Raw genomic sequence first — 22,831 nt, forward strand, 5'->3', positions numbered from 1 at the left:
TTCTCAGATGCCGTCCACGTACAGAATGGAGGTGGGGTAGAACAGCTGCACCTCGGAAATGTTTGCCATGTATGCAGTATCATAGCAGACATTGGTCACGTTAGGAGCAGTCATGATGCGGCTCATAGGCACCAGTTCGTCCATCTTGATGTAACGGGGCTTGTTCACGTAACCCACCATGCGGTCGGTCTTGCCGGTACCTGCGCCCTTACACCAGCGGCAGCCGCCGATGAACAACTCACCACCATTCTTGACAGCGGCGTTGTTCTTCATCAGGAAGTCGTAGATGGTCTCGGATGCCAGATCGGACACCATGGTGGTCAGGATGTAGTTGTACTGCTCATAAGGCAGCAGGATGTGGTTGGGGATGGCATCGGTGTCATACTCGCAGGAAGCCCACACAGCGCTCAGCAGGTCGTTCACGTCCTTCAGGATCTGCTGCGGGGTCTTATCCTTCCACTTGGTAGAGGAGGAGTCCGCACCATTGCTGGCAGCAGTGGTCTCGGTGACATTGGGGTTGTTCATCAGGCCGGTGGTGCCGTAGTCCTCGAAGCCGGTGTAGACGTTGGCATCCATGTGCTTGTCGTAGGTCAGGCGGATGCCATCCTGCAGCAGCTGATCAAGGCTGCGGCCGATGAGGTTGGAGCGCTGCATGTCCACGAAGTTCACGCGCAGAGCCGCGCTGAACAGGTGCGCCTTGTATGCGCCCTTGGCAACGTTGGCCTGAATGATGGGCGTGCCGTTGGCACCGCCTGCACCCACAGCACCGGAGCCGGAGCCGCCGGTGATGCCGTAGGCCACGTTCATGGCGGTGACGTAGTCCACCCAGCCGCCGCCGGTCTGGATGGGGATATCGCGGGCATAGGTGACGCTGGTGAGGGGCTTGCGGATCAGCGGGTCACGCTTTTCCAGCTCACTGGTCAGGAATGCGCCACCAGACGCAATGCCTGCTGCGTCCATGGTAAAAGAAGAGCCGGACGGCGCAACACCGCCCAGCTTCGGGGTAAACACACCGGCATCGAAATTGCCGACATTCTGGAAATCTGCCATATTCTGTTCCTCCTGTTACACGTTCTGACGGGTGAGAATGACCAGCTCGGCCACGCCGTTTGCGTCTGCAGAGCCGCCCCACTGGCAACCGGTCAGCTTTACGGTGTTGGCGCTGGTGCTGTCTGCCTCGGCCTCAAAGCCGCCCACGACAGCATTGGGGAGCGAAGTGTTCTTGATGATGCGCACGTACACTGCGCCGCCGCGCTTCGGGGTGCCCTTCTGGCACAGCACGTTGATGCTGCCGCGCTGGAACACGCTGCCAGCATCGCCGGTGGTGTATGCGCCGGTGTTCTGGTCAGTGTAAGACAGGGCAGAGCGCATCTCGCGGCCTGCAACGCCCGCAAACCTGTCTGCGGTAACGCCGGAGCCCTGCATCAGGACAACGGCACCATTTGCATCATACATCAGAGCCATGCCGAAGGGCAGGGGCTCTTTTTCGCCCACAGGGCGAGTTACAACGATCATGTCGGGCTGGCGTGCGTAGGAACCGGCAAAGCCGTGCTCCATCTCCGCGCCGATGATCTGCGGATTGAGCTGAGAAAGTGCCATACGATCAAGCCTCCTTATGCTTGTGCGGGTTGAATGCGTCATACGCGGCCTGCGATTCTTCACAGACTGCTTCGTAGCTGGTGCGGCCGGAACGGTGGGCAGCCTGTGCTGCGCTGTCCTGTGCGGCCTTGGTGATGCCTGCCAGCAGGCCGTCCACGCCGTCATCCTTGCCGGGGTCAGCGTCGGCGGGCGGCTGTACAGGCTCCTGTGCCTTCTGCGACAGCGCCTTTACCAGCGTGGTCACGGCGTTCAGGATAGCATCCAGCTTGGCATCAATACTGTTGCCTGCGGGCTTTTCTGCCGGTGCAGGCGGGACACTGTCCTCTGCGGGGGCAGTTTCGGCCACAGGGGGCTGTGCGTCTTTTGCGGGTTCAGCTTCCGGCGCAGATGCGGGTGCGGCTTCCGGCGCGGCAGTCACAACAGCGGCGGGGTTCTTTTCGGATTCGTTCATTGCAGTTCCTTTCTCCGCCGGTGCGGCGGCACTGTCCTGAATGGCAACCAGATGCCCTGCGCGCCCTCTGGGCACGATCGCAACATGGTTTCCTCGGATATTAGTCTGGCGGTATCCCGTGCCATCCGGCGTGTAGCAGCACCGGTAGCCGCAGGACACCTCCCGCGTCACGCCGTTTTCCACATCAGAGATCAGGCCGGGATCCTTCAGGTGAAGGTCAGCGACAAGATAATCGCCCTCCCGGTGAACATTCTCTGCGTGGCCCTTGGCGTAAAGGGCGTGATTTTCCGGCATCAGGCGTTCAGGAGGATGATTCTGGGTTACATCCTTACCCTCGAAACTGGCAACTGCTGCCGGGTCGAACACATCTTCAGGGCGGCGCTGCACCTGCACAAGGCGGTCAGGATCGCCGTCAAGGCCCAGTTCCCCGGCAAAGTATTCCTGCTGGCCGATGCGCGCAATGGGCACGTCATGGCAGATGAGGAAGCCCTCCGGGGTCTTGGTCATGTGTTCGCTGATTTTACTGCCGTAATAGGCAATCAAGGGGCATCACCTCCGAAAAATGGGTATAAAAAAACACGGTGCTGTCTGCATCGTGTTCGTTTCAGGTTTGGCGGTCACGGTAAGCGCTCACCCAGCCCTGATATTTTTCATCCCCGGCCAGCTTGTGCCGCTGGAAGGTGGCAAAGGTCTTGGGTACCTCGTCGCCCAGGGCGGTGCGGTAGCGTTCCCACTGCCGGTACTGAGCAAGCCACTTGGCACGGCCCTGTTCTTTGTCGCGGTAGGCTTTGATCTGTGCTTCGGTGCGCGGGTCGCGGCTGTAGGGGTTCGTCTTGGGGCTGGAAAAGCGCCTGATACGCTCAAGCTCTTCCGGCGTTCGTCCTGCCGGTGTCCACGGGCGGAGACTGTGCAGGCAGTTGGGGTGGATGTTCAGCCAGCTGTTGGAAAGATCATCCGGCCCAGCGGGGTCCATCTTGCCGAAGGCGTCTGAAAGCGGCGGGAAGTCCGGGTCTTTTCCGCTGCGGCTGTACACCCGGCCCTCGTAGGGAGCGCACAGGGCACAGGTGGTGCCGTGGGCGCTGATCTGGTATAGATCCTGTTCCGGGTCAGCGGTTATCACAGACAAGATCTCTGCCTGCCGCGAGGTGGAGCGGGAGACCATTGTTGCATAGGTGTGCAGGCTCCAGTTCCGGCCTGCTTTGTCAGTGAAGGCTGTCACGCCTTCCCGGCGCAGAGCGTCCACAAAGGCGGGCACGCTCTGGTTGATGCCACGCCCTGCAGCCTGCTGTGCGGCTACCTGTTCCAGCCCAACGCGCCGGTAAATGTCCGGTTCCGTGCGGCCCAGCAGGGCACTCTGCAGGCCTGCCAGCACAGTGCTGTGGGCATCGGTCAGCTGGCCCATGAGGTTCATGGTCAGCCGCTGCACAATGTCCGTCTGGGTGCTGGTGAGGGTCTTGGCATTGAGATACCCGGCCCGATGCTTTTCCACCGTCTCGCCGGGCACAGCTCTGGCATCCGGGCGGCGCACATAGAACTGCGCTTCCACAAGGCGCGGTACATACTCCCAGTCCTGCGTTTCAAGCTGGCGGAGAATGGCCTGCACCCGTTCCAGAGCAGCCACAGCGTGATAATCCACAAGGCCTTGACTGCGCAGACGGCCGATCTCGTTGATGATATCTGTTTCGGCACGCAGGTACAGCCGGATGAGCCGTTCCAGTTCCCGGTCAGGGGATGCACGGGCAAGGGTGGGCATAGGCTTCCTCCTGAAAATGGGCAAAAGAAAAGCGCCGGACTTTCGTCTGACGCTTGTACTGTTAAATTAAATGCAGGGCACTGTTTCCTTGATCGTTTTGAGGAAAGCAGCGGCCTTTTTCATCATGCTGTTTTCCTGCAAAAACTCAATGCCTTTCTGCGTAATGCGAAGGTCAATGACTTTGACGCTGACAGCGGAGCCGATCGACGCAGGGAAAACAAGCCCTACAATATAGCCTTCTTCTGTCAGGCTGCGCATGATGTTGAACCAGTACCCCACGGGGATATGAAGAACATCCGCTGAAATGCAGTCCATATCAGGCTGTTCGCCAGCTTTGAAGCAGGCGTAGAGATATGAAAGAATGCGATATGCAAGAACAAAGTAATCATCCTTGGCCATAGGTCAATTCTCCTCAAGGTCTAGCCCATCGTCGCCCGGAGTAAGCCCGTCCGGGGCAACTTCATCGAAGTATTCGATAAGTTCTTTCATGCTTGCATCCAGGTGCTTTTGTGCATACTCAAGCATCTCGTCCTCAACCTGATATCCTGCCGGTGCATTCAAAAGCCAAAGCAAATTATTTTCGTCCTCATAGGACATCTCGACATCAGAGGCAGGTTCATAGTGCTCACGAACATACTGCACCCATACAGATTCCTGCTTGCTCATTTTTTCCTCCTGTTCGTGATTGGAATGCGCCGTTCAACGCTCAGTCCACCAAAGCCATCTGCAGTAACGTGGTACTGATAATTGGCATCCCGAATAATGACCTTTTCACCAGCCAGAAGCCCCGGGTACTGCGTGTTCAACACACCGGTGAGCCTTGCATAGGTCTTGGGCTTGAGCTGAATTTTGCTCTCGCTCCTCTGCGGAGACGGTGCGTACTTGGTTTTCTCTATTTTACCGCTCCCGCCGCCGCTTGTAAAGCGTCCGTCGGAGGGGTCGTGGCGGGAGTTGAAATCGAATACCGAGGTGTCCGCAGTAGGAACCTCCATTCCGGTCAGATTTTCTGTCAGCCCCGCCAGCGGGTCGCGCATGGCGGTCACGTCCTGATAAGTCTTGCCCGCATTAGCGGCAATGGCTTCATCGGTGATACTGCCGAACATGCCGGTCTCATCGCTCAGGCGGCGCAGCTCCTGCTGTGCAGCGGGCACATCCAGCAAGCCGGACTGAAACGCACTAACGATGCTGTCAGCCTTGATTTTGGCAATGTCGGCGGTCTCTTTTGCGGTTGGTGTCCACAGCGGCGGGAAGCTGAGGTCTGCATCTTCCAGCTGGATGCCTGCGGAACGGGCCAGAACAGGCAGCAGCTTTTCCAGAACCGGGCGCAGTCTGCTTTCCCGCAGGGTATCCACATAGTCGTAGTAGTTCTTCAAATCGCTTTCGCCGGTGGCGTTCATGCCGGCAGGAGAGCGTCCGAACAGCTTCGTCATAGGGTAGTGGGATGCGCCGCACAGGTTCAGGCACATGCTCTCGTACACTTCCTGCAGGCCGGTGAAGGTGTACTGTGTATTGTTGATCTTGTTGCCCTGTTCCACCAGCTGTACACCAAAGTTTGAGCGCAGCACACTCTGGGCCTGCATGGTGTTCCAGAAGCGCCGCTGCACATCCGGGCTGGAAAGGGAAAGCAGCTGTTCCAGACCCTTGACCTCCATGGTGTTGATGTTGGCCTGAAAGGTCAGCGCCGCCATGTTGGCCGAAACATTATCGTGAGCCACCACATCCTTGTACAGGGCTTCCACCTCGGATTCGCCCCAGTAAAGCTCTGCCTGCCGTTCCAGATCCGGCAGCTCCCGGCCCACAAACCGCACGACGCGGGAGTGATGCACCCGCGCGACGATGTGCCCGGCGGAATCGTTGATGGAGTAGAACGTAGGCACCACTTCGCCGCCCTCAAAGGTCAGTTCCGGTTCCGGCGAGATGCCCTGCCAGCGGTCGAGGATGTACAGCCCACGGAAACTGCCCGGTTGGATGCTGTCGGGGTCCAGCGGCTGGGAAAGATCGGTCTGCCCGGCAATCAGGATCAGCCCGGCGGCACCGCCGTACAGACGGCCCCATTTCAGTCCGGTGGAAATGCACCTACGCAGACCTGTGCGCCGTTCAACTCCACGCAGAGCTTTCAGCTGATCGGGAGCGGCATCCTTGAGGTCGTACCACTCCCGCAGCATGTCGTCCACCAGCAGGGCTACGACGTTCTGCACCACCCAGTTCTCCCGGTACAGGCTGTTGAGCAGCGCATAGTTGCCTGTCATGCGGGTGAGGGGATAGCTTGTGGCTTCCAGCGGACTTTGGCTGCCGTAACCCAGCCGGAACAGCGGGTTTGAGAAAGCATCCAGCGTCAGGGTATTCGGTTGTGCGCTCCCGGCGGGGCGGTTCTTGTTACGCCTGGACATGCTCAAACCTCCAATCAGGCAGGGAATTTACAAAATATCGGAGTGCGTCCATTGCATGGTCGTTCTCCTTTACGGGCTTTTCTACGCCCAGCAGCGCAGCCTTATCGTCCCAGCGGTAAAGGCCAAACTCGTCCAGCAGGCCGATGCAGGCTTTGCTTACCAGCAGTCGGCGCTTGGAGATCAGGGTGCTGCACCGGCGGATGCCGTTCAGCACATCGTTGTTGGCTTCCATGACATACACGCCCCGCTGGCGCAGCGCGGTGATGAACGATGCCGCCGAAGGGTCCACATAGGCCGCACAGGGATTGTCTCCCATAAAAGCCATGAAATCGTCGGCATACTCTTCATCGGTTTTCTGGTGGCGTTCTTTGCGGCCATCCCAGCGGTATTCCTGATCAACACGGACGGTCTCGCCGTCGTCAAAGATCGAGAGAAAACAGGTTGGGTTCAAGGTTCCGTAGTCTACCGCAATGGTGCGGGTGGAAACGGCCTGCATTGCAGTGGGCGGAACCGTATAGACATTGGCCGTGAAGTCAAACATATCGTAGATCAGGCCCTCGGCGGCTCTGCGCTGGCCCAGAATGTCGCGGGCGTACCAGATACTCTTGCGGTCATAGGTGGCCAGCACGGCCCGCAGACGGTCGTCTGAAATGCTCATGTTGTCCGCGATGGTGAAGTGGCCGTAGTTCAGGCCGTAGGCGGGATTTTCGCGCTGCTTTGCTTCGTGGAAGTCCAGCACGGTCTTGTAGTACCAGTGCCCCTCCGCCTTGGGGTTCAGATCATGAAAGACCTTTCTGTCCGGGCTGGACAGGGTACGGTCGAATACTTCCTTGATGAAAGTTTCGCTGCATTCATTGGCTTCGGTGATGTACGCGGTGCCGTAGGTGTTGCCCTTGATCAGCTTTTCGTCACCGGCTTTGCCACCACCAGACACCAGCACCACCTTTTCGCCGGTGGCAGTCTGGATGTACAGACAGTCGCGGTTCTGGTAGGTGCCCTCACGGCAGCGGCCCTCAAAATAGTTTTTCAGGCCGAAGCCGTCACAGTCCAGAATGTTCAGCCGGGCCGTCGCAGTGGATACGCCCGCGATCAAGTGGATGCGGCTCGGATGCTTTTCAAGAATGGTGCAATACGCCATCGTGATAAGCACGTTCTTACCACCACGTTTACCGCCCTCTGCAACGTTGAACCAGTGGTCAAAGCAGCCCCAGAAGAACCGCATCTGGTTTTCAGAAAATGGAGCCGGAATGTTCATTCTTCAAAGTCCTTGATATCGCGGTTTGGAACAGGCCGTTGCAGCAGATCCGCAAGGGTCTGTATGTCGTTATTTTGAGCAGCGGCATTTTCTTTTTCGGATGCGTCTTTGTACATACCCAGATGCTTGCCCAACAGGTCAAGGGCTCGGAGCTTATCTGCAAGTTTGACCTCGTGTTCCAAACCGTCCTCGCCAAAGCTCTTGACCTTAATGGACTGGATTGCGGCCAGATCATCCCGGGAAGCATCCAGCTTCACGGAAGCTGTCTCCGGGTCGATCAGGTCGCTGGCGTTTGCAAAAGCAATCTTGGCAAGTTCCCGCACGACACGATCAGCAGATACGCCGGTCCGACGGCTTTGCTCGGCCTGCAGCTGGGCAAGACGATTTTGAACCATAACATTTGATAACAGGCGAGCACTCTGCTCTTGGGCTGTTTTGGGGCTGTATCCGGCGCGGATGGCCGCCTGGGTCGCGTTCAGGTCGATCATATACTCTTCACAGAACCGCGCCTGCTTGTCGGTCATCCTCACCACCTCTCTTGCCGTAAAATCAAAAAGCCGCCCGGAAGATCCGAACGGCAGGATATAACAAAGAAACCCGGCTGGTACATTCAGGCTGTTGGTCGGTAAAGGTGATCCTCTGCGTCAGCCGGGCAGCACAAAGCCCGCAGGGATGAAGGGAGTAAGTCTTTCCTGCGGGCTTCGGCATTTTAAATTTTAGCAGGGGTTGACAGTATTATCAAGTCCGGTTCGCTCCGGTTCAGTCCGGACTTTTGATCTCCAGTCTTTTGATGGCCGCGCTGTGGCGCTGGAACATCTGGCTGCGGGAACTGCGGATGTTGATCGCGATGTCCGGCCAGTCCTCCAGCAGAATGTACCGCCGGAACAGGATCATGAAATCCACCTCATCGTCCAGCTGGCTGAACACCTCCATGATCTCGGCCCGGATAGCGTCGCACACGGCAGACTGCGCCTCAGCGGCCCGGCGGGCCTCGTCGATGCGTTCCACACTGCGGGGCAGAGCCTGTCCGTCGCCGCTGCCGCCCGGCACGGGGGAAAAGCGCTGGGTGGTGTGGGTGGCATCGGTCTGCAGCGTGGCCAGTTCGTCCAGTTTGAGCAGCTCGAACCGCTTGGCCGTCCGGTACCGCCAGAGCCATGCCTTTTTCTCTTCGTAGGTCATTTACAGTTCCTCCACCCGGACGAACACGCCGCAGGGGTCCGACCAGAATTTCTCCACGATCTCGCTGCACACCTGCGCGTCATCGGCCCAGAAGTGCAGGCGGGTCATTTCGTCCTTGAGGGCCTTTTCCAGATTGTCGGTGTCCGGCTTTGCGGTGCGCCAGCTGCCGTTTTTGCGGCCCTCGGCAGGGAAGCACCACTTGACCAGCAGACGCACCGGACGGCCTGCGGGGATGGGCTTTTCCGGCGCGTGGGGTGCCAGATGGGCGTGGAGCTTGGCACGGGTTTGTTTCAGTTCCGGGCTGTCGTGGAGCACCGCGTGCGGCTGCCCGCCCTTCATGTAGGCGTGCAGCTGTTTTGCATTGTGGGTAGTGGTGGGCGGCTGCATGGGGAGAAAGAATTGCATGTACATGGGGTTCACCTCGTTTTTCTTTTTCTCAGGGTTCGCCAACGTGATGGGGAGGGTTCCCCGAATGGATGGGGGCTGTGGTCGCCCCATCCTTCGGGAGACCCCATCACAATTGCAGTTGCAGTTTTAGCTATTATATATAGGCTATTTTGCACTGCAAAATCTGCAGTCATAGCGGCTATAACTGCAAAATTGCAGTTTTTCGTGTCGTGCAAAATAGCGGCTATTTCTGCATTTTTACAACAGCTTGTAATTGAACTTATTACAGCTTGTTTAGCCTGCGCTGCCGGGTTCCTTGCGACCGACTTTTTCGCCGTCGATCCAGAAACGTCCGTCGTCTTTCAGCCGCGTCTTGATGGTGCGGGGCTTCAGATCCATGTATTCAGCCAGCGCATAGACGGTAACTTCGCCATCCATCATGCAGGCTTCAAAGGCGGTGTCCAGTTCGGCCTTTTTGTCCTTGGTCACCTTGCCTTTATCGCCCCAGCGCTTGGCGGCACCGCGGCTGCCCAGCGTTTTGAAATCGCTGTCCGGCTGCAGGTCCTCCAGCAGGCCGGTGTCCGGCTTGTGCACGGGGTAGTCGAACCAGAGGTTCACCGGGTCGAAGCGGGCGAACTCGCGCAGGGTGCCCTCGATGCGCCATGCGGTCATGCTGTCGGCCTGCTTCTGAGCGGCGGCCACTTCGGCATCGATGGCCCGCAGGTCGGCCATGCCAAGGTGTTCTTTGGCAATGGTCAGCATCCGGCTGCGGCTCAGGGCATCGTCCGGGCCGTAGGCATCGGCATGGCCGCGCTTGTCCAGCATGGCCTTGATCACGCGGCAGGCGGCTTTGTTATGCAGCTGCTCCCGGATGGCATCGGTGGGGGTGAGCTCGGTCATGTCCAGCATGGCATCCGGGTCGCGGGCGAACACGCCGGAGCCGGATGCGCGGTCCATGCTGCGCTTGCCGCCCTGGGCACCTTTTGAGTGGTGGTGGCAGTAGATCACAGCGCAGTCCAGCGCACGGCAGACAAGGTCGAACTGGTTGCAGAACTTTGCCATCTGGTCGGCAGAGTTCTCGTCGCCGGTGATGACCTTATAAATGGGGTCGAGGATCACGGCGGTGTAGCCTTTTTTCTGGGCCCGGCGGATGAGCTTTGGGGCCAGCTTGTCCATGGGCACGGACGCGCCGCGCAGATTCCAGATGTCGATGTTCCGCAGGTTCTGCGGGGGCAGATCGAGGGCGGTGTACACGTCCTTGAAGCGGTGCAGGCAGGAGGCCCGGTCCAGCTCCAGATTGATGTACAGTACCTTGCCCTGTGCGCAGGAGAACCGGCCCAGCCACGGCCTGCCTTCGGCGATGGCGATGCACAGCTCGATGAGGGCAAAGCTCTTGCCCGCCTTGCTGGGGCCTGCCAGCAGCATCTTATGACCCTTGCGCAGCACCCCGGTGATGAGGGCATCGGCCAGCGGGGGCAGGCTCTCCCAGTCGTCGGCCAGACTCTCGGTCTCGGGCAGCTCGTCGGTCTCCGCTTCCAGCCAGTTCCGCCACTCATCCCAGCAGGATTTCCCGATGTTGGTCTCCAGCAGGGTCTGCCGTTTGTCACCGCGCAGGATGCCGGGCATCCGGGAAAGGCGGGAAGGGTTGCGGTTCTGTTGGTCGATGGTCAGGCCGTTTTTCTGGCAGGCGGCGTAGAGATAATCCACCCGCCTGCGGTACTCGGCATAGTCCGGAGCATCCACCCTGACGATGGCGTGGACGCTCTTGCCGCCGGAGTAGACCAGCGCGGCACAGGGCAGTTCCAGCTGCCGGATGATGGCCTGCTGCTTGCCCAGCTCCATGTTGTCGCACTCCACGAGGGCGTAGCGGAAGTCGGTCACGTTCTCGTTGCGGCGGCCTCCGCCGTCCATGGGGTTGAAGCAGATCCACGCACCGGCTTCGGGGTTGTAGTCGCCAAGGGCAGCACCGATATCATCGCCGTAATGATCCAGCTCCATGATGAGCTGCCCGGCGGTCAGCTGACAGGAGCAGCCGTTGGGGGCAAAGCGCCCGTCTTCCTTCCGGTAGCTCTCGGTGACGTAGGCAACGTATTCCTCCGGCTCAAAAAGTGCCTGCAGATACCGCTTGATCTGCTCTGCCGGGTGCCACTCTGCGGGCAGATCCAGCTCGTGGGCTTCCACCCACCGGGGATCTACCACGCGGCCCTCGGCCTGGGCACCGGGCCCGACAGAGAGCTCGTCGCCCCAGTCCAGCGCATGGCCCGCCGGGCCGCTCCAACCGTGGGAATAGGCCAGCTGAAAAATGCTGCTCTCGGTGACAGGCTTTGTGCTGCCGTGGAAGCTCTCCCACTTTTTGGCGCACTCGCCCTTGTGGTAACGGCCCCCGTCCCGGGCGCTCCACTGTTCCCAGACGGTGACGGGCAGGCCGGAATCCTTCAGGGCCATGCCCACCATGAGCCATTCGTCATAGGTCAGGGCGGACGGGGATACGAAGTCCAATGCTTCCTTGAGTTCATTTTCATGTTCCATTCGCGTTACCATCCGAAGTCAATGTCTGATGTGGGCGGCTCCTGTGCAGGAGTGTAAGTCTTTGGGTTCACGCCCTTGGGCACGCCGCGCCAGCCCTGCACCGCAATGCGGTCGATCATGTGTTTGGCTGCATCGAAGCTCCACGTGCCCACGCTCTGGAAACCGTAACGTTCCAGCACGCGGATCTGCTTGGGCGTTGTCAGCCCTTCAGCGCGGCGCTTGTTCAACCGGTCCAGCAGCAGGGAAGCCTTGCCTGCGGATTCCACCGCGTCCGGCAGGATGCCCATTTTCTCAAGAGCAGCAGTCTGTTCAGCGCTGGGCGGGCCTGCTTCCCAGCCAAAGGCCGGCACATATCCGGCAAGATCTTCAGCCTGAATACTCATTTCGTACTGCAGCGGGTCCACGAGACGGGCTTTTTTGCGGCGCTGTTCTTCCAGCTGTTTTGCAAGGGCTTCCTCCCGCTGGGCCACCACGTCCTCGCTGGCCTGCACGGCTGCTTCCTCGATGTCCTGCGGGCAGCCGCTCTCGGCCAGATTTTCGGTCATCTGGCGGGCCACGGCGCGGTCCTCGCAGACCAGATCCGCCGGGCGGCAGAGCTCGTGCTTGTCGGTCATCCACAAAAAGTCGAGGAGCAGCAGGTCGGTCTTGCCCGGGGAGAGCCGGGTGCCGCGTCCCACCATCTGGCTGTACAGGCTGCGCACCTTGGTGGGCCGCAGCACCACCACGCAGTCCACGGACGGGCAGTCCCAGCCCTCGGTGAGCAGCATGGAGTTGCACAGCACGTTGTACTTCCCGGCATCAAAGTCGGCCAAAACCTCGCGGCGGTCGGCGCTCTGGCCGTTGACCTCGGCGGCGCAAAAGCCCTTGGCGTTCAGCAGATCCCGGAACTTCTGGCTGGTTTTGATGAGGGGCAGGAACACCACCGTTTTGCGGCCCTTGCAGCGCTGGGCCATCTCGGCGGCGATCTGTTCCAGATAGGGGTCAAGCGCAGTGCCGAGGTCTCCCACGGCGTAGTCCCCGCCGCTCATGGTGACAGAAGAAATGTCCAGCTTCAGGGGAATGGTCTGGGCCATGATGCGGCACAGATAGCCCTCTTTGATGGCATCGGTCAGCTTATACTCAAAGGCAAGGCTGTCGAACACCTCGCCCAGATTGCGCATGTCGCCGCGATCCGGCGTGGCGGTCACGCCCAGCACCTTGGCGTGGTCGAAGTAGTCGAGGATGCGGCGGTATCCGTCGGTAATGGCGTGGTGGGCCTCGTCGATGATGATAGTGCCAAAGTAATCATGCGGAAAGCGTTCCAGCCGGGCGGTGCGCTGCAGGGTCTGCACGCTGCCCACCACCACACGGAACCATGTATTCAGACAGGTGGCATCTGCCTTTTCCACCGCGCTGACAAGGCCGGTGGAGCGCTGCAGCTTGTCCGCTGCCTGTTCCAGCAGCTCACCGCGATGCGCCAGAATGAGCACCCGGTGGCCCGCCCGCACCTGATCGGCTGCTACCGATGCAAACACGATGGTCTTGCCGGTGCCGGTAGGCAGCACCAACAGGGTGCGGGTGTGGCCGTTCTCCCACTCTGCGTGGATGCGTTCACGGGCCTGCTGCTGGTAGGGGCGCAGGGTTTGTGTCTCGGCCATTTAGAACGCCCCCTGTGTCCAGCCCTGAGTGGGTGCAGCTTTGGGTTCGGGCGGCGGCAGGAAGCGCTGCACTTCGTTGCTCTGGCCGGTCTCGCCTGCATGAGGACCGCTCTGCTTGGTGTACTCGTGGATACCCAGCTTGCAGATGCCTTTGGCACCCACGACCTCGTTCCAGCGGGGGCGGAAGGTCTCGCCCCGCTTGCACTGACCGATGCTCTCAAAGAAAGCCCCCAGCAGGCCCTGCGTTTTAGTGTGCAGGTACAGGCGGTGGGTCACGGTGGTATCACCCTTGGCCCCGCCGAAGATCTTCAGGGTCAGCTTTGCCATGGAGCAGGGCGGGAGCTTTGCGCTGCCCTCAAAGCGGGCACGCTCCATGCCGGTGACCTTAAAGGCATACTCGCCCTCGGGCAGGAGCACGAACTCCTGCTGCTCGTTGGTAAATTCGTCGTCCCAGCCCAGGGCGCGGTCGGTGGTGTTCATTTCGTTCATAAGTAATTACTCCTTTATTATAAAACTCCTTCAGTCACGCTTACACGTGCCAGCTCCCTCCGTGAGGGAGCCTGTTAAAACGGGATATCACGGTTGTCCAGCACCATCTGGAACACCTGCGGCCATGCGGCGATCAGACAGCCCTCCACAAAGTCAGCGGGGTAGTCCTTGATGGGCATATCCTCCGGGAAATAGCCCCGTTTGCCCACAACGCCCTGCAGTTCTTCACAGCTGACCTTGTTGGCGCTCATCAGAGCGGCCAGCTTTTCGGGCACGCCCAGACTGAGCAGAACATTTTTCTCAGAGCTTTCCTGCAGCGGTGCGGGCTGCGGCTGAGCCACCGGCTTTGCTTCCTGCTGCGGGCTGGGCAGGATGTCGGCTTCCGGCTGGGAACGCGGCTGCGGTTCCGGTTTCGGTGCCTGTGCAGACATTGCGCCGGGGATGCAGGCGGCAATGCTGGCATAGTCAAAGGGTACTTCTTCCGGCAGGTCAAAGCGGTTTTTGGCATCCCAGCAGGGGTGATGCGCGGTGTACAGTACACGCCTGCCGCCGCTGGCCTTGCTCTTGGCGTTCTTGCCGTCGCCCACCTTTTCCACAACGGTCTTGTAGTTGGCGAACAGCAGCATATCGCACCACTCGCGCAGCAGCGGGGCCACCTGTTTGGAAGTTTTCATGCTCCAGCGGTCGTAGTTGCCCACAGCATCCGGCTGCTCAAATTTGGTAATAGCGGCATGGGCCAGCACCACCACGTTGTGCCCGGCCTGCAGCACCTCTTCCAGCGCGTCCAGCAGCTTGCCGAACTCTTCCTTAACATAGGTGTAGCCCTTGCCGTAGCCGAAATCTTCGATGCCGTTCACCTTGGCTTTGGCACACACGGCCTGAATGCACAGGCGTTCAGCCCAGTCGGCGGTATCAATGACCAGCGTGCCGCAGGGGACACTGCCCTTGCGTACCTCGGCCACCTCATCCAGCAGCATGGCCCAGCTGGTGGGTTGGGGCAGGCGCTTGACGTTCAGCCGCTTGGTGCCGCCCTCGGTGTCGATGAAAACAGGATCCGGAAAATGGGATGCAAAGGTGGATTTGCCGATGCCCTCCGGGCCGTACAGCACGGTCTTGACCGGCGCGGTCTGGATGCCGGTGGTAACTGCATATTTGCTCATTTAGAACGCTCCTTTCGTCCAGCTTTTCTGCTGGGGCTTTTCGGTGACGGGCGGCAGGGTGGGTTCGGCATCCTTCACCATGCCGTCCTCAATGATGATCTGGCATTCACTGCCGGTGGAAACGCGGGTGGCAATGGCCTGCAGGTGTTCTGCTTCCAGCCATGCGGAAAACTCCTGCAGGGTGGTCATGTCCATCTGTTCCAGCTTGTCCAGCAGCACGAAACCGCAGTCCGGGTTCAGGCGGCGGACGATGGCAGCGGCCACCCGCAGCTGGTCGCTGCCGGACATATCCCGCCAGTGCTTGCCTTTATAAGTAAGGGCACCGTCCTCTACGCCAAGGCCCGGCAGGGGCAGGTCGGCACCGTTCAGCAGGGCCATACGGTCGGCACGCTTCTGCGTGATGGCTTCAGTCAGGCGCTTATATTCACTGTCATACTGGGCAGCCTCGTCCTCGGCGCGGGATTTTTCGAGGTTGGCGCGGACTTTGCGGTTGATCTCCTCAATATCCCGGATGGATGCTTCCAGTTCGGCAGTGGATTCGTCCTGAAGCTGGGCGACGGTCTTTTGAGCGGTTTTCCGCTGATTGAACAGGCGGGTGTGCTTGGCGTCGAGCTCCTGATACTGTTGTTCCAGCTCGGCAATGCGTTCACGGGTGCGTTTCAGTTCGGCCACACACTGCTGCTCCTGACGCTCAAGCTCTGTGTACTGTGCCCGCAGACGCTGATTCTCGCCGTTGTGGGCCAGAATTTCCTGCTGCTGGTGGATGAGGTCGGAGGCGCTGACCGGCTCCTCCGGGGCGTCCGGGTAGGAGATCAGCTCCTCGGCAAAGTGCTTTTTCTGCGCGGCCAGCTGGCCGGTGAAGGTGCGCTTGTCGTACAGGGCCTTGATCTCAAGATCCCGGGTGTGGAGTTCGGTGCCGATGCCGATGATCCGCAGCAGGATGTCGGCTTTCTCCTTGTCGGATGCTTCCATGAAGCGGGGCAGATCCAGCGCCAGCGGCTCCACAAAGGCGTTCAGCAACTGCTGCCCGCTGCGCCGCCCGGTGGGGTCAGTGACGGTCAGACTGGCATTTTTGCCCTTGCGTTCCACCACCACACCGTTGGAAAGCCTGACCTTCAGATGCGCCGGAGCCACTGCGCCGTCCCGCTGGGCAGCGTCCGGGCGGAAACGGTCGCCGCCCAGTGCCCATGCCAGAGCATCCAGAACACTGGTCTTGCCCTGATTGTTGTTGCCGCCCACGAGGGTGAGCCCGGTGGGCGACGGCGTAAGCGCAACGGCCTTGATGCGTTTGACGTTTTCGGCCTCTAAGGCCATGATCTTTACAGACATGCGGATACCTCCCCTTGAGCGGATGCGAGTGTGTGAACGAACTGGTTGATCGCGGTCTCACGCTGGTCGTCCGGCAGTTTGCGGAACTGCATTTTGGCGGACTGAACGATGCTGGTAATGGAGCGCCCGGCCAGAATGATGCTGTCGTAGGCATCGCGGGCGTCCTGTTCGCTGCCGGAAGAGGCCTGTTCCAGCCGCGCCTGCAGGTCGGCGGTCATCTCGGCGGCTAAGTTCTCGGCGATGTCATGGGCCCGCTGGTTTGCCCGCCGGTCTACCTCTTCCTCATCCACCACGGCAGCGATGGGCTGCTTTTTCAGGGCCGCATTTTCTTCTTGCAGCTTATCCGCCCGGAGCTTTGCCGCTTCGGCCACCTGCCGGGAGCCGGAAAGCTGATTCTCAGCATCCTTGGCCCGGGCTTCGGCCTTGCTCTGCATCTTCCATGCTTCCTCTTCGCGGGCCTCGGCAGAGTCGGCGCGCTCTTTCAGCTGGGCGTTCTGCTCTTTCAGGCCGCTGATGTCGGCAAGAGCGGATTCGTAGCGGCTTTCTGCTTCTTCCCGCTTTTCCGTGTCCTTATGGGTCTGGGCTTCGGCGCTTTTCACCAGCTCCTTGAAATAGGCATTTTCCTTGCGGGCGTTCTGAGCGGACTTCTCGGCGGCATCGGCACGGTCTTTCTCCGCTTTGAGCTGGGCCATAAGCTCCTGATACTCTTTGTAAGTAGTGATGTCACCGGTAAAAACGGCTTGCTTGACCACCTCCGGGGTGCTGGGCTTGGCAGCGGCATACAGCAGTTTCAGGGGCTGTACGTCCAGAATGGACCTGCCTTCCAGCTGGATGTTGCCGAACTGTTCGGCAACCCTCACCATGTTTTCACCGGTGTCCCGGCTGATGCCGACGGCGGCACACCACTTGCCCCAACTGCCCTGATAGTGGTTTGCGGTCAGGTCGTGGGCGTGCTTTGCGGCCATAATGCGGGCCATGTTACCGGTGATGAAGGTCTGCGCGTCCTGCAACAGCAGGGCGTTTGTCTGGTCGTCTGCGCCAAAATCAAATGTTACAGCTTCGGTAGCAGTCATAGACTGGACAGCAGGGGCCACAGAAGAACTGTCCGCATTCGCGGCAGGGGCCGATGAGTTCTTCGTAGGGGATGCTACGGGGGTCGATGCCTGACATTCGGATTCCTCTTCCACCGGTTCAATGGGCGCGTTCCTGCAGGGCTTTGCGTTTTCCAACGCATCCAGCATTGCGCTATCAATTTCGTACTCGTCCAGCGGGGCGAACTCCGCGCCGTTGGTCAGGAATGCCTGTGGAGTCAGATTCTTGTCTGCCGCTCTGGCCCGCTCGAATTTCTGCGTCATGAGGTGGCTTTCTTTCCAAATGCTGCCGTCCCAGCGCCAGAACCGGCCACGGTAATAGGCATAAACCGTCTCGTTGGAAAGCTTGGAGCTGATGGTGTAGTCCGTCATACCCGCACCTCCGTGTCCTTGAGGCGGTCCAGCAGTTCGGCCTGCAGAGCCTTGTTCAGCGGCACGATGCTGTTGCCCTTCCAGCCATAGCAGAGGATGGGGCCGTAAAGCTGACGGCCCCGGTACGTCCGGTTCAGCAGGCTGGCGGGCTGGATGGGGCCATCGTACCGGCCCACGAACAGCACCGCCGGGGTGCGTGGCAGGACTTTCTGCTCACAGGGGCACCGCAGCAGTGCTTCGATGCCCTGCAGCGTGTCCGGCAGGGTGGTGACTACCGGCTCTTTGCCCGGTTCGATCAAAATTCCTTTCATTGTAAAACCTCCGATTTTGTGATATCATCGGGGTGATGGGGAGTAGTGAATCCATCATCCCTTGCAGCTCGTCGGTGTTGGCGCACCGGCGGGCTTTTTTCGTATAGTGCGTACCGGCGGCAGGCTGTCCACCTCGCTGCGGTCGATACGTTCCCGCGCAAATGTGTACTTGTAAGTTCGATGGCTGCCGCTGAGCCCATGGCTGACGGCAGACGCAAAGCTGTTCGCGCTCTTGTAGCCCAGCCGCCGGGCACACATCTCGGACGTGCCGGATGCCAGCAGATCGCCGGTCTTTGCGTCCCAGACGGTGTACCACATGACGCGGGCAGGTTTTTCATTATGCGCCCTGTAATCCCTGCAATATTGGTTGTGGCGCTCTCTGCGGCAGGAAGCGCAAAAGCGCAGGTTGCCAGCAACATTTTCCATCACCTTGCCGCAGTCCAAACAAACGCGGGTAAAGTGCTTTCCTTTATTCATGGGTGGTGTCAGCCCGCCTTCCTGCCGCTCTTCACGGTGTTGCGGGGCTGCTGGTGCACCTTGCGGCGGCGTTTCTCACGTGCTTCGGCGGCAAAGCCCAGCAGCATGAAGAAGATCGCCAGCAGGATCAGCACCATGGCCGTGATGAACGCGCCGTCCGAGACGGTGCCCAGTGTCTGGGCAGTGCCCTCAACGCCTATGCCGTACAGCAGGCCCACCACGAAGCAGGCCATTGCCAGCCAGTACCATACGCCGGATTTGATTCTCATGCGGTTTCATCCTCCTTGCCCACTTCCGGGAAGAAAAGCTCCCCGATCTCATTCTGCCGGATACCCAGCAGCTCGCACATTGCAGTGATCTCCGTGCTTGTCCACGGGTTGTGCCCCTGCATCCTGCCGCTCATGGTGTCCCGGCCAATGCCGATGTACTCGGCCACTTCCTGATCGCGGTAGCCGCAGCTGTGGAACCGTCCCCGCAGCTTCCAGTATGGGATCTGCTTGAAAGTGCCGCGAATGGTTGATGCGTTCAACATTTTATTCCTCCTTCTTCTCGGCCGGCAGCCCATCCAGCAGGCTGTCCATCAGGGCGGCGTAGAACGGGTAGCCTTTGGCAACGATGGTCAGGCTGTCAATGGCGTTGGTAAGGAAGCTCTGGGAGCCGCGCACCACGTTCTCCATGGTGCGCACCGTGTCGCAATGCTGGCCGTAAATGGCCTTGAACTCGCCGCACAGGGCCTTGACCTGCATATACTTGGCCTTGCTGTCCTCGCGGTTCTTGCGGCACTCGTCCAGAAAAGCGGTGTTCTCGTCCAGCTTCTTCCGGGCTTCGATCACCCGGTCGATGGCGTTCTGGATGTTGGCATCCTGCACGGCCCGCTGCTCTTTGTGCTGTGCGGCCAGCTGCTTCTCCATTGCATTGAACGCGGCAATGTACTTCAGCTTCCACTGCACGGCTTCCTTGCCGGTAAAGCCCATGGCCAGCAGGGAAAAGCCGTCGCGGTTCATCAGGTACATGGGGTACTTCTTGCCGCGGTTCTCAAAAGTAGCGGGGTGAAACATAGATTTGGCGGCTGAATTTTCAGCCACGAGATTTGCGACGGCCTGCATCACATTTTTGTGCTCCTTGCCGAAGCGCTTGGCAACGTCCCGGCTGGATGCCACCGGCTCGCCGTTCTGGGTGGATAAGATGATGTCGTTCATGGTGAATATGTACCTCCTTGTGGGTGGCTCCCTTCTGCGGTATACTTGAGCGGAAGGGAGATGTTGAAATGCCTGAAACAAAATTTAGATGTCCATATTGCGGAGTTGAATTTATCGAGAAAAGTGATAATACGAAAATCCGAACGATTGATTACGGCCGAGATGCGGACGAATTAGCGATAACTGGCTACACATGGCTTGATCATGAAATCCAAGCTCGTTACCACTGCTGCCCAGCGTGTGAGAGATATTCCGTTCGGATTACAGGATTCGACAACGCTTTCTCATTGACGTATCCTCCGTATACGGGAATGGTTCTGCCAGATTACATCCCGGAAGCCATCAGAACAGATTACCTTGAAGCTTGTTCTATTCTGGATAAAAGTCCAAGGGCGGCTGCTACGCTGGCCCGCCGCTGCTTGCAAGGAATGATTCGGGACTTCTGGGGAGTCCATGACAGAAGCTTGGCGAAAGAAATGGAAAGGATTCAAGATAAAATTCCCGCGGATTTGCATGAAGCGCTTAAAAACCTTCGTGAGCTGGGTAACATCGGTGCCCACATGGAAACAGATGTGAATCTGATTGTTGACATCGATCCAGGCGAAGCCCAAAAGCTTATCAAGCTTCTGGAAGTGCTTTTCAAAGACTGGTACATCGCACGGCATGACCGCGAAGAACTGTATAATGACATCCTTGCTATAAATCAGGATAAGCAGGAGCAGCGTCATCGGTCCTGAACATCATTCACACTAAGAGAATCCGGCACTTCGGAGCATCCGAAGTATCCGATTTGTAAAGATATGTAGATATTCCCGACACCGTTTTGGTCATGATGAAGGCTTAGAATCCTTACATCATCATGACGGATCAGTTCCTTCAAAAGTTCTCCAGTCGGCACATCCTTCAGCGCCCAGCGTTCCTCTTCCGCAGGTTCGCTGGGCTTTTTGTTGTTGTCCATGTGTTTCACCTCCTTGTGTGCACCTCGCTCCTGCGGTAGAATAAAGGGGCAGAAGGGAGGTGAAAAAATGAGTGATATTCAAAAACTTGCCTACTATCAGCGGGAAGTTGCGAAGATGGCTGCCTTTACTTCTACGGCAACACGGCTGGCAGGATGTGTGGATCCAGCGCTTTTGAAAGCTGGAGTTATAGGCTCTCAGCTCCAGGCAACTGGAATGATAAACCCGTCATTGGCCCGGTTCATTGCGGAGCAAAACTCAATCATGCAAAAATTTTATCCGGGCATGGCAGCACAGCTGTATGCCAACACCTATAAGTTTGCGGCAGTAACAAAGGCAGCTTCATCGTTTACCAAAACCATGGAACTGGCAAACCGTCTGGCTCAGGATTGGGAAGAAGCTCCGCTCTTGAGAGGTGAATGCGCTGAAATCTCAGTCGAAGATGCCAGAGCGGTGGTTGAAGAAGTAAAGCCGTATATGCCAGAAATGGCAGTGACAACTATTGATGAAAAACTCGCAAAAACTAAAACCGCCGATGTAAAGATTCCTTGGGACAAAATAAAGGAAACCATTCTGTTCATTGTAGCCATCTGGTCGTTGCTTCTTCAGCTCAAACCGGATCCTCAAACAGAGATTCAAGCTGAAATGCTTGAACTGCAAAAGCAGGAAACAGAGCGATCAGAGGAATTTCGACAACGAACCGAGGAGCACTTCAAAATTGTTGAGGATGCGCAGGAACGAATCGTTCAAGCTGTTGAGATGTTTGTAGACCAGCTCATCGAAGCTGATAATGAGAGCGATGGTGTCGCTAAGGCGATTGATTCGCAGGACGTTTTGGAAAACTGCGATGCTTTGCAGCAACAGGCTGACCACTAGCAATGATGTTGTTCTTTTCAAGCGCTTGATTTCTTTCTCCATCTTTACCCAGCGTTCCTCTTCCACAGGTTCGCTGGGCTTTTTGTTGTTGTCCATGTGTTTCACCTCCTTGTGTGCACCTCGCTCCTGCGGTAAAATGGAGAAAACAGGAAGGATGTGATAAAAAATGAGCGAAAATAAAGAAATTGAAAAGCTTACAGGTTATCATCGTGAAGCTGCGAAGATGGCTGTTTTTACCTCTACGGTAAAGCAGCCGGACTGCAGTCAGCTTACAGAAGAACAGTTGAAAGCTTTACTTGATGCCTGCGACCACTCAAAAAGCTCTTACGCCGAGGAAGCGGCTTCCGAAGACCTGCGTGAACTGCGAGAAAAATTTGAGCAGAGCCAGAAAGAACATTGCGAAGTTCTGCACAAGTTGCAAGAACAGCATGATGCAGAGATGAGAGATCAGGCCAAAGAAAATAGATTCAACCGAGTATGCAATGTGATCGCAATTTTGATTGCGGCTGCATCGATGTTCATTTCTTTAGTAAAATGACAACCAATGCCAGAATCTGGATGCAAAGAGCAAAGATTTGCATTTCGTGGTTCTTCATCTTCTTCACCTCCTTTGGATGGCTGGCAAGTATGTATTTTTCACTATGGATGTGCTATCATAAAGACACCCCAAAACGGAAGGAGGTGAAAAAACATGAGCTTGTCATTGACTAAAATGGCTGTTCTTACTGGATATGCAAATACCATTTCCCTCAAAGAATTTGCAAAGAACCGTTTATTTCTGGTGACACCTGCTGGCATGATCAGCGGTATCCCCGTATTTGATGAGGAAAATAGCAATCCGAACATTGCCGTTGCGCAGACAGTTAACTCCTCAGCTCTCAAGGCCGTTTCCAAAGCTGCTTCTGCTGAAGAAGAAAGTCCGCAGACGGGTGAAAGCTGTGAGTTTATTCTGCTAAAGGATGCTCGTCTGGAAACCACAAGTCCCGTTGTGAATTTCCCTGTTCTGACTGTCTTTTGTGACCAGATCATTGCTGTGACCCTTGGCACTGATTTCACCAATGGCTAACACCTCGCGATTTTGCCGCCCTTGTACCGCTAATACAAGAGCGGCAATTTCTTTGGGCTCGCCAGTGATTTTAATTTTCATCTTCTTCACCTCCCTTGAAATGTAACTTGTCAAGTTACTTAATGGCCAAAAAATACGGCCTGCGGATTGTCGATACTCAAAAGTTCCACAATCTTTGAGGCTTCATCTGTACCAAAAACACGTTTCTTGAGCTTGCGTGTTAAGGTCTGCTCAGAAATTCCAAGTTCCTGAGCCAACATTTTTTGAGTGTAGCCTGCTTTGACCATGTACGACTTGAGCAAATTGACGTTTACCACACTTTTCA

Annotated in this window: 28 protein-coding genes; 4 read left to right on the plus strand and 24 right to left on the minus strand. The window is 57.8% G+C overall.

Going from position 1 to position 22,831, the window contains the following annotated elements; translation table 11 throughout:
- Window positions 1-3: 3 nt before the first annotated feature.
- The 22 genes from ACGHP1_RS06795 to ACGHP1_RS06900 form a co-directional block, all read right to left on the minus strand.
- Window positions 4-1,050: a DUF2184 domain-containing protein gene (locus ACGHP1_RS06795; protein ID WP_390508551.1), complete on the minus strand. Its 1,047-nt coding sequence runs from the start codon at window positions 1,048-1,050 to the stop codon at window positions 4-6.
- Between the two features lie 15 nt (window positions 1,051-1,065).
- The gene (locus tag ACGHP1_RS06800; RefSeq protein ID WP_390508554.1) at window positions 1,066-1,599 is read right to left on the minus strand and encodes a hypothetical protein; all 534 of its coding nucleotides are present in this window, start codon (window positions 1,597-1,599) and stop codon (window positions 1,066-1,068) included.
- Window positions 1,600-1,603: 4 nt separating this feature from the next.
- Window positions 1,604-2,593, minus strand: coding sequence for a DUF2213 domain-containing protein (locus ACGHP1_RS06805; protein ID WP_338428501.1), 990 nt, complete (start codon window positions 2,591-2,593; stop codon window positions 1,604-1,606).
- 61 nt (window positions 2,594-2,654) lie between these two features.
- Window positions 2,655-3,803, minus strand: coding sequence for a phage minor capsid protein (locus tag ACGHP1_RS06810; RefSeq protein ID WP_390508557.1), 1,149 nt, complete (start codon window positions 3,801-3,803; stop codon window positions 2,655-2,657).
- A 66-nt stretch (window positions 3,804-3,869) separates the two neighbouring features.
- The gene (locus ACGHP1_RS06815) at window positions 3,870-4,202 is read right to left on the minus strand and encodes a YjcQ family protein (protein ID WP_390508559.1); all 333 of its coding nucleotides are present in this window, start codon (window positions 4,200-4,202) and stop codon (window positions 3,870-3,872) included.
- Window positions 4,203-4,205: 3 nt separating this feature from the next.
- Complete coding sequence (locus tag ACGHP1_RS06820) at window positions 4,206-4,469, minus strand: hypothetical protein (RefSeq protein ID WP_390508561.1); 264 nt, start codon at window positions 4,467-4,469, stop codon at window positions 4,206-4,208.
- Window positions 4,466-6,193, minus strand: coding sequence for a DUF1073 domain-containing protein (locus ACGHP1_RS06825; protein ID WP_390508562.1), 1,728 nt, complete (start codon window positions 6,191-6,193; stop codon window positions 4,466-4,468). Before ACGHP1_RS06825 ends, ACGHP1_RS06820 begins: the two co-directional genes overlap by 4 nt.
- On the minus strand, window positions 6,180-7,448 hold the full coding sequence (locus tag ACGHP1_RS06830) for a phage terminase large subunit (RefSeq protein ID WP_390508564.1): 1,269 nt from the start codon (window positions 7,446-7,448) through the stop codon (window positions 6,180-6,182). Before ACGHP1_RS06830 ends, ACGHP1_RS06825 begins: the two co-directional genes overlap by 14 nt.
- A complete protein-coding gene (locus ACGHP1_RS06835) occupies window positions 7,445-7,972 on the minus strand; it encodes a terminase small subunit (protein WP_390508567.1) in 528 nt (175 codons plus the stop codon). The genes ACGHP1_RS06830 and ACGHP1_RS06835 overlap by 4 nt, the downstream gene beginning before the upstream one ends.
- 235 nt (window positions 7,973-8,207) lie before the next feature.
- Window positions 8,208-8,627 carry a hypothetical protein gene (locus tag ACGHP1_RS06840; protein WP_390508569.1) on the minus strand — a complete coding sequence of 140 codons (420 nt, stop codon included), beginning with the start codon at window positions 8,625-8,627 and terminating at the stop codon, window positions 8,208-8,210.
- Entirely contained in the window at window positions 8,628-9,038 is a 411-nt protein-coding gene (locus ACGHP1_RS06845; protein ID WP_390508572.1) for a RusA family crossover junction endodeoxyribonuclease, read from the minus strand. It abuts the gene before it with no gap.
- Between the two features lie 270 nt (window positions 9,039-9,308).
- A complete protein-coding gene (locus tag ACGHP1_RS06850) occupies window positions 9,309-11,543 on the minus strand; it encodes an AAA family ATPase (RefSeq protein WP_390508574.1) in 2,235 nt (744 codons plus the stop codon).
- A 5-nt stretch (window positions 11,544-11,548) separates the two neighbouring features.
- Window positions 11,549-13,180: a DEAD/DEAH box helicase gene (locus ACGHP1_RS06855; protein ID WP_390508577.1), complete on the minus strand. Its 1,632-nt coding sequence runs from the start codon at window positions 13,178-13,180 to the stop codon at window positions 11,549-11,551.
- Window positions 13,181-13,669 carry a DUF669 domain-containing protein gene (locus ACGHP1_RS06860; protein ID WP_390508580.1) on the minus strand — a complete coding sequence of 163 codons (489 nt, stop codon included), beginning with the start codon at window positions 13,667-13,669 and terminating at the stop codon, window positions 13,181-13,183. It lies immediately after the preceding gene.
- Between the two features lie 74 nt (window positions 13,670-13,743).
- Entirely contained in the window at window positions 13,744-14,829 is a 1,086-nt protein-coding gene (locus ACGHP1_RS06865) for an AAA family ATPase (protein ID WP_390508583.1), read from the minus strand.
- The gene (locus tag ACGHP1_RS06870; RefSeq protein ID WP_390508585.1) at window positions 14,830-16,158 is read right to left on the minus strand and encodes an AAA family ATPase; all 1,329 of its coding nucleotides are present in this window, start codon (window positions 16,156-16,158) and stop codon (window positions 14,830-14,832) included.
- Complete coding sequence (locus ACGHP1_RS06875) at window positions 16,149-17,621, minus strand: hypothetical protein (protein WP_390508587.1); 1,473 nt, start codon at window positions 17,619-17,621, stop codon at window positions 16,149-16,151. Before ACGHP1_RS06875 ends, ACGHP1_RS06870 begins: the two co-directional genes overlap by 10 nt.
- On the minus strand, window positions 17,618-17,932 hold the full coding sequence (locus ACGHP1_RS06880) for a hypothetical protein (protein ID WP_390508589.1): 315 nt from the start codon (window positions 17,930-17,932) through the stop codon (window positions 17,618-17,620). Before ACGHP1_RS06880 ends, ACGHP1_RS06875 begins: the two co-directional genes overlap by 4 nt.
- Window positions 17,933-17,986: 54 nt before the next feature.
- Entirely contained in the window at window positions 17,987-18,409 is a 423-nt protein-coding gene (locus ACGHP1_RS06885) for a hypothetical protein (protein ID WP_097777827.1), read from the minus strand.
- 8 nt (window positions 18,410-18,417) lie between these two features.
- Window positions 18,418-18,678 carry a hypothetical protein gene (locus ACGHP1_RS06890; protein ID WP_390508591.1) on the minus strand — a complete coding sequence of 87 codons (261 nt, stop codon included), beginning with the start codon at window positions 18,676-18,678 and terminating at the stop codon, window positions 18,418-18,420.
- Window positions 18,675-18,941 (minus strand): hypothetical protein, encoded by a 267-nt coding sequence (locus ACGHP1_RS06895; protein WP_390508593.1) that lies wholly within the window; start codon window positions 18,939-18,941, stop codon window positions 18,675-18,677. Before ACGHP1_RS06895 ends, ACGHP1_RS06890 begins: the two co-directional genes overlap by 4 nt.
- A 1-nt stretch (window position 18,942) precedes the next feature.
- Entirely contained in the window at window positions 18,943-19,608 is a 666-nt protein-coding gene (locus ACGHP1_RS06900; protein ID WP_390508595.1) for a Rha family transcriptional regulator, read from the minus strand.
- A 68-nt stretch (window positions 19,609-19,676) separates the two neighbouring features.
- Between ACGHP1_RS06900 and ACGHP1_RS06905 the strand changes: the two genes are divergently transcribed.
- Window positions 19,677-20,345 carry a DUF4145 domain-containing protein gene (locus ACGHP1_RS06905; protein WP_390508597.1) on the plus strand — a complete coding sequence of 223 codons (669 nt, stop codon included), beginning with the start codon at window positions 19,677-19,679 and terminating at the stop codon, window positions 20,343-20,345.
- Here the strand turns inward: ACGHP1_RS06905 and ACGHP1_RS06910 are convergent.
- Window positions 20,333-20,566, minus strand: a complete 234-nt coding sequence (locus ACGHP1_RS06910; protein ID WP_390508599.1) for a hypothetical protein — start codon at window positions 20,564-20,566, stop codon at window positions 20,333-20,335. The genes ACGHP1_RS06905 and ACGHP1_RS06910 overlap by 13 nt on opposite strands.
- A gap of 67 nt (window positions 20,567-20,633) precedes the next feature.
- Here ACGHP1_RS06910 and ACGHP1_RS06915 point away from each other — a divergent pair, with 67 nt between their 5' ends.
- The 3 genes from ACGHP1_RS06915 to ACGHP1_RS06925 all read left to right on the plus strand — a co-directional run bounded on the left by ACGHP1_RS06915 (window position 20,634) and on the right by ACGHP1_RS06925 (window position 22,506).
- Complete coding sequence (locus ACGHP1_RS06915) at window positions 20,634-21,440, plus strand: hypothetical protein (RefSeq protein ID WP_390508601.1); 807 nt, start codon at window positions 20,634-20,636, stop codon at window positions 21,438-21,440.
- 166 nt (window positions 21,441-21,606) lie between these two features.
- Window positions 21,607-21,978 (plus strand): hypothetical protein, encoded by a 372-nt coding sequence (locus tag ACGHP1_RS06920; protein WP_390508603.1) that lies wholly within the window; start codon window positions 21,607-21,609, stop codon window positions 21,976-21,978.
- 153 nt (window positions 21,979-22,131) lie between these two features.
- A complete protein-coding gene (locus ACGHP1_RS06925) occupies window positions 22,132-22,506 on the plus strand; it encodes a hypothetical protein (protein ID WP_390508605.1) in 375 nt (124 codons plus the stop codon).
- A gap of 119 nt (window positions 22,507-22,625) precedes the next feature.
- On the opposite strand, the gene ACGHP1_RS06930 is transcribed toward ACGHP1_RS06925, so the two are convergent.
- Entirely contained in the window at window positions 22,626-22,823 is a 198-nt protein-coding gene (locus tag ACGHP1_RS06930; RefSeq protein ID WP_227622660.1) for a helix-turn-helix transcriptional regulator, read from the minus strand.
- Window positions 22,824-22,831: the final 8 nt, after the last annotated feature.

The sequence above is a fragment of the Faecalibacterium sp. i21-0019-B1 genome (assembly GCF_042852915.1).
Taxonomy (GTDB): Bacteria; Bacillota; Clostridia; order Oscillospirales; family Ruminococcaceae; genus Faecalibacterium; species Faecalibacterium taiwanense.